At 47.8% G+C, this 16,105-nt stretch carries 18 protein-coding genes; 11 read left to right on the top strand and 7 right to left on the bottom strand.

The window, feature by feature from the left end; all coding sequences use genetic code 11:
• The first annotated feature begins 89 nt into the window (after window positions 1-89).
• The 4 genes from ACO0LM_RS14010 (at window position 90) to ACO0LM_RS13995 (ending at window position 2,701) form a co-directional block, all read left to right on the top strand.
• Window positions 90-848, top strand: a complete 759-nt coding sequence (locus ACO0LM_RS14010; protein WP_423037902.1) for a hypothetical protein — start codon at window positions 90-92, stop codon at window positions 846-848.
• A complete protein-coding gene (locus ACO0LM_RS14005; protein ID WP_423037901.1) occupies window positions 845-1,033 on the top strand; it encodes a hypothetical protein in 189 nt (62 codons plus the stop codon). Before ACO0LM_RS14010 ends, ACO0LM_RS14005 begins: the two co-directional genes overlap by 4 nt.
• Window positions 1,034-2,050 carry a hypothetical protein gene (locus ACO0LM_RS14000; protein WP_423037900.1) on the top strand — a complete coding sequence of 339 codons (1,017 nt, stop codon included), beginning with the start codon at window positions 1,034-1,036 and terminating at the stop codon, window positions 2,048-2,050.
• Window positions 2,051-2,128: 78 nt separating this feature from the next.
• On the top strand, window positions 2,129-2,701 hold the full coding sequence (locus ACO0LM_RS13995; RefSeq protein ID WP_423037899.1) for a hypothetical protein: 573 nt from the start codon (window positions 2,129-2,131) through the stop codon (window positions 2,699-2,701).
• A 40-nt stretch (window positions 2,702-2,741) separates the two neighbouring features.
• Here ACO0LM_RS13995 and ACO0LM_RS13990 read toward each other — a convergent pair whose 3' ends face one another.
• Window positions 2,742-3,731, bottom strand: a complete 990-nt coding sequence (locus ACO0LM_RS13990) for a hypothetical protein (RefSeq protein WP_423037898.1) — start codon at window positions 3,729-3,731, stop codon at window positions 2,742-2,744.
• Window positions 3,732-3,942: 211 nt separating this feature from the next.
• Here ACO0LM_RS13990 and ACO0LM_RS13985 point away from each other — a divergent pair, with 211 nt between their 5' ends.
• The 5 genes from ACO0LM_RS13985 (at window position 3,943) to ACO0LM_RS13965 (ending at window position 7,726) form a co-directional block, all read left to right on the top strand.
• The gene (locus ACO0LM_RS13985; protein ID WP_423037897.1) at window positions 3,943-4,515 is read left to right on the top strand and encodes a hypothetical protein; all 573 of its coding nucleotides are present in this window, start codon (window positions 3,943-3,945) and stop codon (window positions 4,513-4,515) included.
• A 340-nt stretch (window positions 4,516-4,855) separates the two neighbouring features.
• On the top strand, window positions 4,856-5,533 hold the full coding sequence (gene can, locus ACO0LM_RS13980; RefSeq protein WP_423037896.1) for a carbonate dehydratase: 678 nt from the start codon (window positions 4,856-4,858) through the stop codon (window positions 5,531-5,533).
• A gap of 166 nt (window positions 5,534-5,699) precedes the next feature.
• Complete coding sequence (locus ACO0LM_RS13975; protein ID WP_423037970.1) at window positions 5,700-5,861, top strand: DUF2256 domain-containing protein; 162 nt, start codon at window positions 5,700-5,702, stop codon at window positions 5,859-5,861.
• A gap of 26 nt (window positions 5,862-5,887) precedes the next feature.
• Complete coding sequence (locus ACO0LM_RS13970) at window positions 5,888-7,435, top strand: cryptochrome/photolyase family protein (protein WP_423037895.1); 1,548 nt, start codon at window positions 5,888-5,890, stop codon at window positions 7,433-7,435.
• A 51-nt stretch (window positions 7,436-7,486) separates the two neighbouring features.
• A complete protein-coding gene (locus ACO0LM_RS13965) occupies window positions 7,487-7,726 on the top strand; it encodes a TIGR02450 family Trp-rich protein (protein WP_423037894.1) in 240 nt (79 codons plus the stop codon).
• 63 nt (window positions 7,727-7,789) lie between these two features.
• Here ACO0LM_RS13965 and kdpE read toward each other — a convergent pair whose 3' ends face one another.
• The 3 genes from kdpE to ACO0LM_RS13950 form a co-directional block, all read right to left on the bottom strand.
• The gene (gene kdpE / locus ACO0LM_RS13960) at window positions 7,790-8,482 is read right to left on the bottom strand and encodes a two-component system response regulator KdpE (protein WP_423037893.1); all 693 of its coding nucleotides are present in this window, start codon (window positions 8,480-8,482) and stop codon (window positions 7,790-7,792) included.
• Window positions 8,483-8,689: 207 nt separating this feature from the next.
• Window positions 8,690-9,487, bottom strand: coding sequence for a DUF2278 family protein (locus tag ACO0LM_RS13955; RefSeq protein ID WP_423037892.1), 798 nt, complete (start codon window positions 9,485-9,487; stop codon window positions 8,690-8,692).
• Between the two features lie 101 nt (window positions 9,488-9,588).
• Entirely contained in the window at window positions 9,589-11,292 is a 1,704-nt protein-coding gene (locus ACO0LM_RS13950) for a phospholipase D-like domain-containing protein (protein WP_423037891.1), read from the bottom strand.
• A 280-nt stretch (window positions 11,293-11,572) separates the two neighbouring features.
• Between ACO0LM_RS13950 and ACO0LM_RS13945 the strand changes: the two genes are divergently transcribed.
• Window positions 11,573-12,319 carry a hypothetical protein gene (locus tag ACO0LM_RS13945; protein ID WP_423037890.1) on the top strand — a complete coding sequence of 249 codons (747 nt, stop codon included), beginning with the start codon at window positions 11,573-11,575 and terminating at the stop codon, window positions 12,317-12,319.
• A 33-nt stretch (window positions 12,320-12,352) separates the two neighbouring features.
• On the opposite strand, the gene ACO0LM_RS13940 is transcribed toward ACO0LM_RS13945, so the two are convergent.
• Window positions 12,353-12,967 carry a TetR/AcrR family transcriptional regulator gene (locus ACO0LM_RS13940; RefSeq protein ID WP_423037889.1) on the bottom strand — a complete coding sequence of 205 codons (615 nt, stop codon included), beginning with the start codon at window positions 12,965-12,967 and terminating at the stop codon, window positions 12,353-12,355.
• 184 nt (window positions 12,968-13,151) lie between these two features.
• Here ACO0LM_RS13940 and ACO0LM_RS13935 point away from each other — a divergent pair, with 184 nt between their 5' ends.
• Window positions 13,152-14,237, top strand: coding sequence for an MBL fold metallo-hydrolase (locus ACO0LM_RS13935; RefSeq protein WP_423037888.1), 1,086 nt, complete (start codon window positions 13,152-13,154; stop codon window positions 14,235-14,237).
• Window positions 14,238-14,294: 57 nt separating this feature from the next.
• Here the strand turns inward: ACO0LM_RS13935 and panB are convergent, their stop codons facing one another.
• Together panB and ACO0LM_RS13925 are read right to left on the bottom strand one after the other, a co-directional pair.
• Window positions 14,295-15,107, bottom strand: a complete 813-nt coding sequence (panB, locus tag ACO0LM_RS13930) for a 3-methyl-2-oxobutanoate hydroxymethyltransferase (RefSeq protein ID WP_423037887.1) — start codon at window positions 15,105-15,107, stop codon at window positions 14,295-14,297.
• Window positions 15,108-15,595: 488 nt separating this feature from the next.
• The gene (locus ACO0LM_RS13925) at window positions 15,596-16,048 is read right to left on the bottom strand and encodes an REP-associated tyrosine transposase (protein WP_423037886.1); all 453 of its coding nucleotides are present in this window, start codon (window positions 16,046-16,048) and stop codon (window positions 15,596-15,598) included.
• Window positions 16,049-16,105: the final 57 nt, after the last annotated feature.

The following is a 16,105-nucleotide window of genomic DNA, read 5'->3' as shown; positions in this document are numbered from 1 at the left end:
GTATATCTAGAATTATGAACAGAATACTTCTTGTACCCGGCACTCAAAGAGTTTTGCTTATCGATGTAAGCAAGAGTAAGTTCAGATCAATGAGAAAAGCGGAATTTAGAGAGAAATTTGGCTCACTAGAATTGCCCAGTCAAATTAAAAAAGTAGAATTGCCATTTTTGCCTCTGGTTACTTCAATTACCTATGAAATATCTGAAGACTCAGATTTTAATTTGATCAAACATATAGAGAATCTGATCCCATTGGACTGTGCTCCATATGCAACTCTGATGTGCCTTGGACAAACTGAAAAATTAGAGCGCGTAGTGCACGATATTTTAATGTTGGGGCATGTTTCGATTGATGTTCTTATTGATGTTTCAGATGTGTTAGATACTAGAGAATTCGGCAGAAATAAAAGAGTTCAAATATTCTATGAAGAATTAAACAAGGTATTGAATGCGAGAGATATGGGCACTGAAGAATTTGTCAAAATTCAGGAAAAGATGGGGACAAAGAAGTTAAGGGTTGCCCCGGATAGAATTGCAGATGTTGCTCAATTCGGTCCTGATTATGGCCACGTTCATATAAAAATCACAGATAAAATTTTAGGCTCAATAGGTCCTTATGGTTCGCCCTACCAAGAAGATTGGGTGGTGCTAGATATTCAAGATAGAAATGCATCGTTGGAAATGCTGCAAGGTCTGATGCAGACTACCATTAACTCAGAATATAAATGCAAGCAATGTGAATTAAGAGGTGTTTGCTTTAATTCTTTTAGTTTTAGAAAGACCACTTATGATGGTTTGCTCGAACCCGGAAATTGTGACTACGATCTCGAAACTGGATTGTTCGCATGAGTGAAGCCAAGTCGGTAGCTGAAGGATGGGATCCGTTAATGGCGAAAGTCAGTAGGGCCAATCCAATTGAAGATGGCATGCCTGTGGAGCTTGTCTACTTTAGACATTTAAATATTTATTTGCATGTTACGCACAGGACGAAACCCGCACTGCATGGAATCTTCAATTTACAAATTAAGCGTTAAATGATTATTCTTATTGGACATGAGCATGAATTCAATTTGTTAAACTTGGTTCGTACGGCCAGAAAATTAAATGTTGAATGTTCGCTGTTTCAAATTAAACCTTCAGGCCAGGATTGGGATGTGAGTATCCCCATGACTGGAGATATAGCATTAACACACAAGAAAACGGGATACAAGTTAAATGGTAGCGACGTAAATGGGATCTGGTGCCGGACATCTTCTTTTCCTGCTAAGTATGCACCTACACTCTCTAGCGTATCTGAATATTCCCGAACTTATGTTTCTTCAGAATGGCGTGTTGCAATGAGTGCTGTTTTTGCCTCTATCGACGCTAAATGGGCGAACAAACCACAGGTTATTAGTATTGCTGGCAATAGAATTCTCCAAATGCGTTTAGCCCCGCAGTTTGGATTGAAGGTGCCAGCATGGGTGGTTGCGAGTAGCAATAAAGAAATCGACGAGTTTGCGAGGTCTTTACCAATTAAAGAATTTATCGTAAAAGCTTTGAATGAGGGTGCTCCGAATGATTGCGGCGACGTCAATCCCAATACGATTAAAATTTCTGATCCTGTGGTTCAATTAGCTCCTGATGCTGGCAAGATTCCAGTGTTACTGCAAATGGCGATTAGTGCAAGAGTCATCATCAGGTCTTATGTCATCGGGAATAAGGTTTATAGCGCAGAAGGAGTAGTTGATCTTTCTGATCCTGTTTTTTTAGATTCAAGACTCGATTTATCTGACAAAAAAAAATACCCCTACGCAGTCCACGTCTTACCTACAGACATTGAGACTGCGCTTGTTGCGCTCGCAAGAAAACTTGATTTGACTTATGGCGCGGCTGATTTTCTTTTGGATGAAAATGGGGATTATTGGTTTTTGGAAATTAATCCATCTGGTCAATGGGCCTGGATTGAAAAGCAAACAGGATTGCCAATTTCAGCTGAAATAATCAAATTTTTATCGAGTACAGCTTCGAGCACAGGAACTCGAACTTGCCAGGAGATGCCAATTCTATGATTAATAATGAATATTAATTAAATGTTTCTTCCTTAGACGGACAAGTTAATCATCAAATTTAAATATGTAGGTAGTTGTATGAGATTTTTAAAAATTACACTGTTTTCGGTAAACCTTATTTTTGTAGTGTCAGTAAATGCCGAAAGCACAATCAGATCTGCCGAAATCGATAAGATTTATCAAGAAGACCAAAAAACTCGCTCGCTATTTAAACGAGGCGATGTCTATGACAGAGCGGCTGAGTTAAAGTCGGATGCTGCCCACCGGATGCGCTTGTTTGAGATGATGGTGGATGATTTGCCTTGGTCAGCCAAAGATTTTGCTTTGGTGTCGCGTATTTTTCAGCACACCAATACGGGTTCTGAAGCTGAAGAAAATGAGAGTTGGCGTTCTCAGGAAAATCATTTACTCGGATTTTTTTTCTCACGCAAGTCTGCTAGACTGGGTTTGTTGGATGATACCGGAAGTATGGTTGATCGTGTGAGTCGATACCTCAAAGCCAGTGGAATACCTGGAGAGTATGGACTGGAATTGGTATCAAGAACACCCCTTAAGGTTTGCCCCATCAACCCTAAGATAACAGACGAACAAAGACTTGATGCTGGGCTCCCGTTGAGACTGAATGAAATCATGAGTGAATTTTGTCATTGATTCGAAGTACGGGGGAATAGTGGACGACCAGCCAGAAGCATTAGTTTATCGGAGCTTTCATCAACAAGCTGAGTGCATTAAAGTAAGTTCTCCAAATAGCAGGTGGGTTCATTGAAACCTGCCCCATCAGCGTAAGATCTTTTGTGCGAATAACAGCGCAGAATGGAAACCCTGGGGCATTTATTTCTGAAAAAAACTCAGTTGCCCCGCTGAGGTATAGAGGGCCATTCAGGTTTGTTTCTCTCACCTGCTTTTCTTTTACGACAAAGATAGTTTGCAGTTCGTTTGAGTAAGACTCGGCCAGACGAAAAAACAGAGGTTTTGACTCTGTGCATGTATCACATTCATCCATTAGGCCAACTACAATCAATAGTGGAGGGCTATCAGTCGTGACGTCTTCAATACGTATTTTTTCTCCTTTAAAATTTTCACCGATAATGAGTGATTTTGCGAAATACTTTTTACCCTGCATGTCGCTTAGCTTGTTTTGAGTTTTATCTGAATAGGGAAATATTTCTTTTGCGCTTTTCTTAAACCATAGAAAAATGTTTTTTCCATGGGCTAACAAAACAGATACCAAGATCATGGCTATATAACTGTTCGTCATCAAGGGGATGCTGTTCATGTTTTTCCCATGAATGTATTCAGCTATTGTAATGAAACTGCATATCAGAAGAAAAATATTCAATACATGTGTTATCTTTTGATCGCCACTAGCCATGCTTCCAAAGCAGTTGCAAGTTCTTAATAAATTTGCCCACTTCAACAGATAGTTTGTGGAGATCATGGTAATGAGCAAAATAGATCCTGCGACTGGTCCCGCTCCCCAATTACTTCCTAAAAGTAAATAAGACAAACATAGAATGAATGGCAAGTGGATTTTTTCAAAGATATTTAAAGAAAAAGTCAAACTGCTTCCTTGTTTAGTTCCTTCAAAAAGAGGGATATTTGGCTTATTGAATAAGGTTGTTAACAAAACGATGGTTGTGGTGATGCGTGCAAGCTCTGGAATAATTTCATATGTAATCATGAATGACTTTTATGGGAGAAAAGTTAGAATATTACCAATGGTAAATAAATTTTTATTTTTTGCAAAGATATTTCAGGGCTTAATTAAACAAAACTAATTTGTTTAAGCTGTATCCATGTAAAAGCAGAAGTGGCTACACAATGTAATTGCAGGAGAGTTGAGCTTTGGGCTTGCTTCGCAAGTAACCCTAACTTTAGGATTCAGACGCGGAATGAAGTTTTTTAAAATTGGACTGTTGTTGGCTCTTCTTTTCATCGAAATCTCGGTAAATGCTGAAGATATGAGCAGGTCTGCCGAAATCGATAAGATCTATCAGGAAGACCAAAAGACTCGTTCGCTATTTAAACGAGGCGACGTTTATGATAGACCGGCTGAGTTAAAGTCGGATGCTACTCACCGTATGCGTCTGTTTGAGATGATGGTGGATGACTTACCCTGGTCTGCTGAAGATTTCGCTTTGGTGTCGCGTATTTTTCAGCACACCAATACGGGTTCTGAATCTGAAGAAAATGAGAGTTGGCGTTCTCAGGAAAATCATTTGCTTGGTTTCTTTTTTGCCCGCAAAGCGGTCAGACTCGGATTATTGAATGAAGGCGGGGGCATGGTCGGTCGTGTTGACCGCTATCTCAAAGCCAGCGGAATACCCAGAGATTATGGGCTGGAACTGGTTTCAAGAACGCCACTTAAAGTGTGCCCTATCAACCCCACGATTACTGATGAGCAAAGACTGAATGCAGGACTGCCATTGAAGCTCAACGAAATCATGCTGGAATTCTGTCATTGATTTCTCAAATATGTGTCCTGCAAAAACAGTGCATCAGTCTTGCTCAATAATTTTGCGCAACGGGATTTCCGGCCTGATGGCCAGAAACGCATGTTTTTATGCAGGTAATGGTAGGGCAGTATCGTGCTGATGGGTGGTGTCCGCGTATGGGCAGTAGCTGCAATCATGCTTAATTCCATATCCACAGCAGGACGTTTGTTTCCTTCAAGTATTCATACTGCAGACTTGTTACACGATATGATAATTTTTCTCATGTCAGATTAGCCATGCTAGGATATATTAGGCAGCCAAACGCCAATACGGTTAGAATCTCGCCTGTCTAGAATAAATGGGCGAGAGCATGAGCACAACAAGCAACACTGGATTGACTCCACAGCAATTATTTGAAAACAACCGCAATTGGGCTGCTGCCATCACGGCAAAAGATGCTGACTTTTTCAAGAAGCTGGCAGCACAGCAAAGCCCTGAATACTTATGGATAGGCTGTTCTGATAGCCGCGTTCCAGCGAATGAGTTACTGGGGCTTTTGCCTGGTGAATTATTCGTCCATCGTAATATCGCCAACGTCGTCGTCCATTCTGATCTGAATTGCTTGTCGGTACTGCAATTTGCGATAGACGTGCTGGGTGTCAAACACGTCATTATCTGCGGTCACTATGGCTGCTCAGGGGTACATGCCGCCATGACCAGGCGCCGCGTTGGCCTGGCCGACAACTGGTTGCGTCATGTGCAGGATGTGCATCAAAAGCATGAAAAATACCTGGGTGAAACACTGTCTGTACAGCAAAGAAGCGAACGCCTGTGCGAATTGAATGTCATCGAACAAGTGGTGAATCTGTGCCAGACCACCATCGTGCAAGACGCCTGGGACCGTGGCCAGTCAGTCACTGTACATGGCTGGGTATATGGCTTGCGTGACGGTTTGCTCAGTGAGCTGGGTATGACTATCAGTTCAGCCGATGAACTTGCTCCGCATCTGGAATCCAGCCTGGCACGTTATGACGAAGTGGGCAAATAGGCGAGGCAATAAGCGAATTTCAAATTCATGTCACAGTAAATTATTGCTAAAACAGAGGGCTGCATTGCAGCAGCCATCTGTTTTTTTATACCCTGCTTACGTCCTGTGTCAAAAGAGATTTTGCTGGGTCGGGTAATCCATGCAGAGAGTTGCTGGAGCTATTCAAATGAAAATGCGAAAGAAAGCGGATTTACCCAGCAAACTTTGCCAGACTTGCGGTCTGCCTTTTAACTGGCGCAAGAAATGGGAAAAAGTTTGGGACGAGGTGAAATATTGCTCCCAGCGCTGCCGCGGTCATAGTCAAAGCAATAGCAAGCCACAGGGATAACGGCCACTACCAAATTGGAATACGCCATGCAATCTTCTGCACCCGCGACGACTTTGCGCCTGATCCTGGGTGATCAGCTCAATCCCGGGCATAGCTGGTTCAGCCAGGTCTCCGACGATGTGGTCTATGCCATCATGGAAATTCGTCAGGAGACAGACTACGTCCTCCATCACGCTCAAAAAATTATCGCCATCTTTGCCGCTATGCGCGACCTGGCTTCGCAGTTGCAAGCAGTGGGCCACCGCCTGCATTATCTGGCGATAGACGATGCAGACAATACGCAATCGCTGACAGCCAATCTGGATTGGCTGCTGGCACACTATCAGTCCAGCCAGTTTGAATACCAGGAACCTGACGAATTCAGGCTCGATGCGCAACTCGCCGCCTATTGCGATGCCAGCAATAGCAATTGCCGCATGTTTGGCAGCGAACATTTTTTTACTCGCCGTGATGAAGCTGCCATCCTGTTTGAAGGCCGCAAGAAATGGTTGATGGAGCATTTCTATCGACACATGCGCGTCAAGCACCAGGTCTTGCTGGAAGAAGCCAACAAGCCAGTCGGTGGTCAATGGAATTATGATCACGACAACCGCAAAGCCTGGTCAGGCATACCGTGGGAACCTGCAGATTTTCGGCCACGGCATGATCATTCAGTCTTGTGGGAAACCATACAGCATGCAGGCATCAACAGTTTTGGTGTAGCGAATGCAAGTAACTTTGCCTGGCCACTGAACCGCGCTGAAGCGCTGGCGCAACTCGACGCCTTTATCCAGTACGCTTTACCGCATTTTGGTGAATTTCAGGATGCCATGAGCAGCAAGTCATGGCGCTTATTCCATTCGCTGATTTCCTTTGCCCTGAATGTGAAAATGCTGCATCCACAAGACGTGGTCAGCAAGGTTGAAGCTGCACTGTGGGCGGGCCATGCCGCATTGCCTGCGGTGGAAGGCTATATACGCCAGATATTGGGCTGGCGCGAATATGTGCGCGGCATCTACTGGGCGCAAATGCCCGGTTATGAAACGCATAATTTCTTTGCGCATGAGGCGGAATTGCCGACCTGGTTCTGGACTGGGAAAACAAAAATGCGTTGCCTGTCCAGCACCATCAGCCAGTCGCTCGAACATGCCCATGCCCACCACATACAACGCCTGATGGTCATCGGCAATTTTGCCTTGCTGGCTGGCTTACAGCCGCAGCAAGTCCATCGCTGGTACCTGGGTATTTATATTGATGCGTTTGAATGGGTAGAATTACCCAATACCCTGGGCATGAGCCAGTTTGCCGATGGTGGTATGCTGGCGACCAAGCCCTATGTATCAGCAGCAGCCTATATCGACAAGATGAGTGATTATTGCAAGGGTTGCCACTACGATAAAAAGCAACGCACTGGTGAGCATGCTTGTCCCTACAATGCACTGTACTGGGATTTTTTTGCACGCAACGAAGACAAGTTATCCAGTAACCCACGCATAGGCATGGTGTATCCGCAACTCAGAAAAATGGATAAAGACGCTTTGCAGGCTCTGCGTGACAGGGCAACACAGATACGCGCTATGCTTGATGAACTATAAATCGCACACCAACGGCAGAGAACGTCGCAGATCCATTTGAAAGCGCCGAAGATGAATCCCATACAAGCAAACAAACTTTTGCTGTCCAAATGGACAGCGGTGCAGGTTGTTGCCAAACAAAAGCATTTTCTGGTCAGCAAAGTGTATTTACCTGTGCCGCAAGAAGAGCAGGTCGCACGTCATACGGTAATAGAGTTTGTCGAACTCGAAGCGGTCTACACCAAGGCCAAACGCAAGATCGCCTGGAAGGAACTGGCGGACACTACGCAGTGGAAGCAAGGTTGGTTGTGAGGCGGCTGCGGTATTGCGTTGGTATTGCGGTGGGATTGTTGTAAAGCGCGGCAGCAGCAGGCACTAAGCCAGCAGGCGATAACCGACACCGGTCTCGGTTAAAAAATGACGCGGCTGGGCTGGCTCCTGTTCCAGTTTCTGCCGCAGGTTGGCCATATAGATTCTCAGGTAATGACTGTTCTCTGATTGGTTCGGGCCCCATACTTCTTTCAGCAATTGCTGATGAGTCAAGACCTTGCCGGCATTGCGTGCCAGCACCGACAGCAAGCGGTATTCGATCGGGCTCAGATGCACCGATTGCCCGGCACGGTTGACCGTACGCAGGGCTAAATTCAGGCTGACATCACCAAAATTGAATACCGCGTCGGCCTGGGTTGACTGTGGCTGGCGACGACGCAAATGGGCATGGATGCGGGCGATCAGTTCAGCCGCCCCAAAGGGTTTGCTCAGATAATCATCGGCACCGGCATTCAGGGCGTCGACTTTTTCCTGTTCCTGGGTACGTGCTGACAATACGATGATGGGGACTTCGGTCCAGCTCCGCACATCGCGGATGACATCCAGCCCGCTCATGTCCGGTAAACCCAGATCAACGATGAGCAGATCCGGCTTGCGGGTGGCGCACGCAATCAAGCCCTGTTTGCCATTTTCTGCTTCAAAGACGCTCATGTCCTCGGCTTCCAGTACGGTGTTCAGGAAACGTCGGATCTGCTTGTCATCTTCGATCAGCACGATATGGATTTTGGTGTCACTCATGACGGGTCATTTTTTTGGAGAGGCTGGCGCGCAGGGAATAAGCAGTTACCGCAAATATAGCATTGATTGACTTGCTCATGGATGGCAGGCCCGGGTGTGATGATCCCGAATTTGCTGATGCTGCGCCAGGAGCAGCGCTTGCTGCTTTCAGGGAGGGGGGAGCGGAAACAGCAAGCCTTGTGTATGGAGAAACGCTGCTGTTCGTTACTATGCAGGTTTGGTTTTACGTTTTTTACTGGTCTTTTTTGCCGCTGGTTTGACTGGTTTTTTTGCGCTTTTCTTTGGCACCGCTGCTTGCCCGCTTACTGCCGTTTTTTTCGGTTTGGCTGCTGTTGCAGTTGCAGACGCGGATGCGGATGCCTTGGAATTGCCAGCATCGTCAGTATCAAAAGTCTGAGACTGAAAGGCAAAGAAAAAGGCGCGCCATTTATTGCCTGGATATTCGATGATCAAGGCACCGTCCTGATACACGCCATTGTCTTTCTTGTAGGAGCCATCATTACCCTGGTTCATGTGTATGTCATGGATGCCGTTGCCAGGGCTGAATTTGAAATACTGGTCAGCCTTGCCTTGCTCCGGACCCCATTTCGCGCCCAGCGCATAGATGACAGAACCGCTTTGTTGCATGGCCTTGATGACGGCAGTTTCCAGCAAATCCTTGAGATCATTGTCGGCACCAGGTGCATTGGGTGGCACCAGTTTCATGCTGCCGGTTTTGACGATGCCACTGCGTACATAATCCAGCGCCAGGCCCGCGGGTTTGGACGGTAGTTTTTTATAACCCGGCGCCAGTGCCTGTAAGTTTTTGGTATAAGTTTCAGGCAGGGATGTCGACGATAGAAACAGGACGGTGGACGGTGATTTCGGTGCTGATGATTTGACGTTGGATGCAATCCTGTGCAGAGTGGTGCCGCAACGTACCAGAATCTGGTAATGATCATCATCGGCGTCGCGCAGATGGCCGACAACAGTGCCTTTCAAAATGCCGTAAGTGCTTAATGCCATATTCATCTCCTCAAGGTTATTGCCTTTGTCAGCGAATGTGGCCAATGTCGCCAGTTCGGGCCATGTAGTGGCGCAGAGGTATTCTGCACCGAATCGCGGTATCAGGAAAATAGCACGCGATCACGTATCTTGAGTTGATCGCTATAACTGCTTTCCCACCATGCGTGTTCCCCCGCATTTTGCGGTGGCTTGGCCAGCACCAGCGGACTATTGGCGTCTTTGGAATTTTTTTCCTTGATCCTGAACTGGTAGTGATCAAACATGCGCAAGGCTTCGACGGTATACGACACGGCGACCCGCCGGTCGCGGATCAGCAGCAGGTTTTCGCCATTGTTATGGTCGGCGGATTGCGAGAAATTATAGGAACCCATATACACGCGTGCGGTGGGTTTGTCGAAGTCGATCACCACAAATTTATGGTGCATGCGGGTACCGCCGCCACCGCTCGGTTCTTCATGGAAGGGTGGTGGCGCGGTCTTGCCCAGTGCCGATGGATAGACTTCGGTGGATTTGCCATTCGGTGTGGTCAGCGACAGACCCGTCACTTCCTTGTCCGAGATACCATAGACAAACTTGGCCGGGTCGGTGGCCACTGTTTTGATCATGTCCTGTATTGAGCCTGGGGTCTGGTACAGGAAGGCCAGCGAAAACAGTAGCGACGATTCGGTCAGGGCGATGTCTTTGGTCACGTCATCCAGCGCAGCATTCTTGCTGCCGTGCGGAGAAAACGTCACCTGGGCATCGATCTTGTCCAGACCCAGGTTTTGCCAGTCTGCCGAAGCGCCGCTGGCAAAGCTGGCAGGTTTATTTTCCCAATAATTCTCAAATGCTGCCTGGAATAATTTCACAGGGCCATCGCCATGCAAAATGATGGCGTTGTTGGCCTGGACAAAAAAACCGCGCCAGCTGAAATTGGTCGAGCCACAGACCACACTATTGATTTGCTGGCCCTTGGCGACGATGGTTTTATTGTGTTGCAGTCCGCGCATGTGCTGACGCTGCACATTGCCGGCACCTGCGCTTGCGATCAGACGTGTGGTGGCTTGTGATTCTGCTGAATGTTCGTCTCCATGGCTACCGCTGTCATCGATGATGACACGCAGACGGTTGCCCAGTTTTTCCAGCCTTTCAAGCACACCGGGCTCATTCAGGTCATACGCCGCTACACTGACCTGTGCAGTGGAGTCAGCAATCGCATTGTCTAGCACTTCCAGTATGGCGCTGCGGGCTTCAAACCCCATCCAGGCCAGTGCTTCTTCTGCTTTGGGGTTGGTGGGTTTGAATGTCAACCCGTCATCTGCCTGGGCTGGCAGCAGGGTCGGTATCGCGGCGGCGGTGTAACGGTCAACAAACGCCTGGGAAGACACGAAACCCCGTGTGTAAGCCACATTCAACTGCCCCTCGTAGGTATCTCTCTGCAGCGCTATGTTGGCTTCTTGCGTTTCGCCATAGCTTAATTCACCAGTCTGCCCCATGAACACGGGGGTGACCCGATAGGTGAAACTACCCTTCATGTCGGCATTGCGGGGGAAGTGGATCCAGCGGAATTTCTGTATCGGCGACAGACGGGTGGACAGGCTTTCCGGATTGAAGTTACCGTCCTTTTCAGTAAACGACAGGCGATTCTTGACAGCAAAATATTGCTGCCCACCCGGTTCTTTGTATTCAATCGCAAAGCCGACAAAATCGGCACTGGGCTTGCCGGTTTTCCAGTTCATGCCCAGCAACAGCATGCCATCGCCACGATGCAGTTTCAGGCTGAAGAGTGCTTTGTCATTACTCGCAATGACTTCATACTGGTCCATGTCCATCCTTTCAAGTGGTGAGTTGTTGTCGCCTGGCTTGCATCATTTGACGGCGAAGCGCATGTCAATAAACCAGTCCTTACCATCCTAATGTAGATAGTACTTATTGCAAGCTAATTATTATTTTAATTACATGACTATTTGTTCATTATACGAGATTTGATGACATGGATGTGACATAAGGTGACGGAGGCGGGAATCCACTGTCATGTGGTTTTGCCACGATATGAAGATAGAATATCTTTTATTAATTCGCCACATTTGAGAGCAGGGATTAAAAATGACAATGCAGCAACCTGATCAACTGATTAGCAGGTATAAGGAGAGCAATTTTGACGGCTACTATCTGTATTCCGTTATTACCGGTGATCCCCAGACTAATTATGGTTGGGGCGAGGAATACAAATTCCTCAGTGTTCCAAAAATCGGCCCAGAAATAATGTCTTCACTTTGGCGTGGCCATCTTAGTCATTATTTATTGGACGAATGTGGCGAGATTTTTTTGCGAGGATTTGAATATCCTCTACCGCGTATTCCATTTTGCGACATCAGCAATGAAAAATTGACGGGCGATTTTTACCTTGTGTTCAAGAAGAATTTTTATGAAGATCGGATCTATGTTCCTTTTAAAAATGGAAAACTAATTGCTGATGTATCGCATTGGATAAGAGAAAATACTGGACGCACCAAAAACTCTTGGTTGCAAAAGATCGATGAGCAATTTTTCGATGAAAATTCCTGTATGGTATTGATTGACTTTGGTGCGACTGCCAGCGAACTGATAAGGAATTACGCAGTTTACGTTGACGGGAATATCTCTGGCACACATAAGAAGGACAGTGCGCCCGCAAACAACTTATTGATAAGAGTGAAATCCGGTAGTCACCGGATAGTAGTACGAGAACGTGATCATAATAAGAAAGCAAGAGCAGAATCCGAAATTTTGATTTTCTCGGCAACTGAAGCGCAGCCAAATCGATTCTGTTTTAGGGTAGAAGACAAACACCTGATTTTGATAGAGGAATGAAAGCAACGACCTTCAATCTCGATAAGGCTTTAGCTACTCTAGTACCTCGTAATACCCCAAAAACAATCCCGCCGTCAGCTCAATCAACTGCTTCTGCTGAGTTGCTTCCAATAGCGGCTGGCTGATGGCTACCTGGGGCCAGAAGGCCATCGACTTGAGCTGGCCTTGCAGCATGTCACCCATGAGGATGGCGTCGCCAGCCTTCAGTTTGCCATCTGCCTGCGCGGCCCTGATCCAGGCGACGATGCCTTCTTCGCGGTTGTTCATGCGTTCCACCATGTCCCTGGCGCGGTCCGGAGTGTGGATGGTGGCGGCGATGGCAACACGGGCGAGGTCGATAAAATTGGTGTCACACATCAAGAGCATTTTGTTGCCAAGGAAAGTTTCGAGCTGTTCACGCAGGCTTTTGTCGCTCTGATACCGGAAATCATCCTGAGAAACTGCACTTTTCCACAATTTCAACAATATTGCGGCGAATAAATCGTCTTTACTGGGGAAGTGGTTATACACAGTCCTTTTGGAGACGATGGCGGTAGCGGCGATCTTGTCCATGCTGGTTGATTCAAAGCCATTCAGGCGAAATTCATGAATGGCGGCCTGCAATATGGCTTCGCGCTTGCGGTCAGTCTGGCGGACGGGATTGGACATGTTGTAATTGTATTAATCTTGGCGAATCATAGTCATGAAAGAATTTTACACTAAGTAGTATACTTTTTTAAATTATGAAACTACACTGTGTAGTGTAATAATTCGATGTGGACTGTGCTTGAGCGGCATATCGAATTGAATAAAATTTGTGCTTTCTACTGCACACCTACCGACAGGAGCGTTGATGACCATGGCTTATGTTTCTTACTCCAGCCCCGCAGAGGGCATGCGTATTACCGATACCGTACCGCAGGAAGCAGGCGCGGGCTTTGTGAACCAGGCACCGGTGCGTGAGCCTGGTTTTTTGCAGAATCTGCGGATAGCCTGGAAATTCTTTTTTGATAAACCTAAAGATACCGTGCCCAGCGGCAGTATCCCGGTGTTTGAATTGACGACAGCGCAATTGCTGGCCGCGCCAGACAACAGTCTGTATCGCCTTGGACATTCGACCTTGCTGCTGAAACTGCAAGGCGAATTCTGGCTGACTGATCCGGTGTTTTCTGAACGCGCTTCGCCTTTCCAGTGGATGGGCCCCAAGCGCTTTCACCAGCCACCCATCAGTATTGCCGATCTGCCCCCCATCAAGGGCGTGATTCTGTCGCATGACCATTATGATCATCTCGATTATTCTGCCATTTTGCAACTGGCGAAGAAGACCGAACATTTCCTGACGCCATTGGGTGTGGGCGAACGGCTGGTCAAGTGGGGCATAGACCGTGCAAAAATCCAGCAACTGGCCTGGTGGCAAAGTACCCAGGTTGGTGGCATGCAGTTTGTGGCGACGCCAGCCCAGCATTTTTCTGGCCGTGGCTTGCATGACCGTGACCAGACCCTGTGGGCATCCTGGACCATCATTGCACCTGACCTGAAAATCTTTTTTAGTGGTGATACCGGCTACTTCAAGGGTTTTAAAGAGATAGGCGACAAGTATGGCCCGTTTGATCTGACCCTGATGGAAACCGGTGCCTATAACAAGATGTGGCCGGACATCCACATGCAGCCGGAAGAGTCTTTGCAGGCACATCTGGATTTGCGTGGCAAAACCATGTTGCCCATCCATAACGGTACGTTTGATTTGTCCATGCACAGCTGGTACGAGCCGTTTGAACGCATCGTCGCCCTGGCGCAGCAACATGGAGTGAGAATCAGCACACCACAAATGGGCGAAGAAGTCGATATTGCCGAACCGCAAACTGGCAGACGTTGGTGGCTGTTCCCGAACACCCAGGCCAGCCGCACAGTGTCTTTGCAATCAGTGCTGGTGGATTAGCACTGGCCATTGAATGAAAACAGCCCGTAGACGTATGCCTTGCGGGCTGTTTTTGTTTTAGAAACTGTGTTCCAGCGCCGGGAAAGACTGGTCTTTAACCGCTGCCACATATGCGAGCACGGCTGCATCAATGCTGGTCTGGCCTTCCATGAAATTTTTCACGAAGCGAGCTTTGCGACCTGGGAAGACGCCCAGCAAATCATGCATGACCAACACCTGGCCAGCGCAATCGACACCCGCGCCTATGCCTATGGTGGGGATGTGCAGGGATGCTGTGACTTCCTTGCCCAGGCTGGCGGGGATGGCTTCCAGCACGATCATGCTTGCACCCGCTGCCTGTACCGCCAGTGCTTCTGATTTGAGCAAGTTGGCTGACGCATCGGTCTTGCCCTGTACCTTGTATCCCCCCAACTGATGGACGGATTGCGGTGTCAGGCCCAGATGCGCACAGACGGGTATCGCACGTTCGGTCAGGAACTTGATGGTCGGCAGCAGCCAGGTGCCCCCTTCCAGTTTAACCATTTGCGCACCAGCCTGTACCAGTTGTACCGCGCTGTTGAAGGCTGCTTCTGGCGTGGCATAGCTGCCAAACGGCATGTCGGCCACCACCAGGGCTTTTTGATTGCCACGGGCGACGGCAGCCGTGTGATAAGCAATATCTTGCAGTGTCACTGGCAGGGTGGAGTCATGTCCCTGGCATACCATGCCCAGGGAATCGCCGATGAGTAGAACTTCTACACCGCACCGGTCCATCAGGGATGCGAAACTGGCGTCGTAGCAGGTGAGCATGGTGATTTTTTCACCTTTCTCGCGCATGCTGATTAAGCCGGGAATGCTTACTGCTTTACGGTCTTGCAAATATTCAGCCATTCTTTTTCTCCAGAGGTGATGCTGTCGTTTGGTTTTTTGTTTGACAGCGATTTTTTGTCTCCACCTACATCTTCTATTTGTTATTTTTATCTATCTCTTACACCTATTTTAATAACGAAATTGTATTGCTGCTGATTGCCCAGGCGACTGCAGACTGGCTCCTTGGGTGCTTACACTGCGCTTCAGCATTGCGGTAACAGCCAGACAGTTTTTACAAATGCAATTTTCCAACTGAACAATATAACGTCAAACAAGGGCTCGCTTTACATTTGGCAAGCTAGAAAGTGACAGGTGCCAAGGTCGCCATGATACAACACCGCTGAAGTTGCACCGTAGGAGCGGCTTTAGCCGCGAATAGTGTGTCGTACCGGCCATTTCCGTTATGGGGTGTTTTGCTGTGTTGGTTGATCGCGGCTGAAGCCGCTCCTACGGGGATGTGCAGGTGGCATGCATCAGGGATTTACACGTAGATGGCATGCATCAGGGATTTACACGTAGATGGCGTCCCACAGCGGGTAGTCAGCGAGTCTTTGCACCAGGCCAGCTCGCAAGGGATTTGCCACTACGTAACGTGCCATGGCCTGAATATCTTCATCCACCCTTGCTGCGTGATCATGAAAACCATTTTGCCATATGCCGTTCAAGCCGAGCATGGCACCAATGCGCCGTGAGGATTGACCTTTTACCCGTTTCATCACCGCTGACAAATCACTTGTTTCGCCAAGTACGAACAACCAGTGCAAATGGTCGGGCATGACGACAAAAGCCAGGCTGGTACTCATCCTGGCCTCATCGCTTGCGCGCAATACCTGCACTAGTTCCCGTGCCATGCGCCAATCAGTGAACAAAGGCTGCCGCCCACGTGTCACGGTGGTGATCAGATACACCCGGCCGGGTTCAGAAAAACGTCCGCGCCGTAAATTGCTGCCGTGTGCCAGCATTACCCAACCCACATTGTTTGAGGAACGGCTGGCGTCGCGTAGGTCCTACTGCATCTG

The sequence above is a fragment of the Undibacterium sp. Di26W genome (genome assembly GCF_049340265.1).
Classification (GTDB): domain Bacteria; phylum Pseudomonadota; class Gammaproteobacteria; order Burkholderiales; family Burkholderiaceae_D; genus Undibacterium.
This window is presented reverse-complemented; position numbering and strand designations above follow the sequence as displayed.

Excerpts from the sequence above, each read along its gene's own strand:
- ACO0LM_RS13925 (WP_423037886.1), bottom strand. The coding sequence starts at position 16,048 with ATGCTGGCACACGGCAGCAATTTACGGCGCGGACGTTTTTCTGAACCC.
- panB (WP_423037887.1), bottom strand. The coding sequence starts at position 15,107 with ATGGCTGAATATTTGCAAGACCGTAAAGCAGTAAGCATTCCCGGCTTA.
- ACO0LM_RS13995 (WP_423037899.1), top strand. The coding sequence starts at position 2,129 with ATGAGATTTTTAAAAATTACACTGTTTTCGGTAAACCTTATTTTTGTA.
- ACO0LM_RS13955 (WP_423037892.1), bottom strand. The coding sequence starts at position 9,487 with ATGGCATTAAGCACTTACGGCATTTTGAAAGGCACTGTTGTCGGCCAT.
- ACO0LM_RS14005 (WP_423037901.1), top strand. The coding sequence starts at position 845 with ATGAGTGAAGCCAAGTCGGTAGCTGAAGGATGGGATCCGTTAATGGCG.
- ACO0LM_RS13945 (WP_423037890.1), top strand. The coding sequence starts at position 11,573 with ATGACAATGCAGCAACCTGATCAACTGATTAGCAGGTATAAGGAGAGC.
- ACO0LM_RS14000 (WP_423037900.1), top strand. The coding sequence starts at position 1,034 with ATGATTATTCTTATTGGACATGAGCATGAATTCAATTTGTTAAACTTG.
- ACO0LM_RS13965 (WP_423037894.1), top strand. The coding sequence starts at position 7,487 with ATGAATCCCATACAAGCAAACAAACTTTTGCTGTCCAAATGGACAGCG.
- ACO0LM_RS13985 (WP_423037897.1), top strand. The coding sequence starts at position 3,943 with ATGAAGTTTTTTAAAATTGGACTGTTGTTGGCTCTTCTTTTCATCGAA.
- ACO0LM_RS13970 (WP_423037895.1), top strand. The coding sequence starts at position 5,888 with ATGCAATCTTCTGCACCCGCGACGACTTTGCGCCTGATCCTGGGTGAT.
- ACO0LM_RS14010 (WP_423037902.1), top strand. The coding sequence starts at position 90 with ATGAGAAAAGCGGAATTTAGAGAGAAATTTGGCTCACTAGAATTGCCC.
- ACO0LM_RS13975 (WP_423037970.1), top strand. The coding sequence starts at position 5,700 with ATGAAAATGCGAAAGAAAGCGGATTTACCCAGCAAACTTTGCCAGACT.
- ACO0LM_RS13940 (WP_423037889.1), bottom strand. The coding sequence starts at position 12,967 with ATGTCCAATCCCGTCCGCCAGACTGACCGCAAGCGCGAAGCCATATTG.
- ACO0LM_RS13935 (WP_423037888.1), top strand. The coding sequence starts at position 13,152 with ATGACCATGGCTTATGTTTCTTACTCCAGCCCCGCAGAGGGCATGCGT.
- ACO0LM_RS13990 (WP_423037898.1), bottom strand. The coding sequence starts at position 3,731 with ATGATTACATATGAAATTATTCCAGAGCTTGCACGCATCACCACAACC.
- ACO0LM_RS13950 (WP_423037891.1), bottom strand. The coding sequence starts at position 11,292 with ATGGACCAGTATGAAGTCATTGCGAGTAATGACAAAGCACTCTTCAGC.
- can (WP_423037896.1), top strand. The coding sequence starts at position 4,856 with ATGAGCACAACAAGCAACACTGGATTGACTCCACAGCAATTATTTGAA.
- kdpE (WP_423037893.1), bottom strand. The coding sequence starts at position 8,482 with ATGAGTGACACCAAAATCCATATCGTGCTGATCGAAGATGACAAGCAG.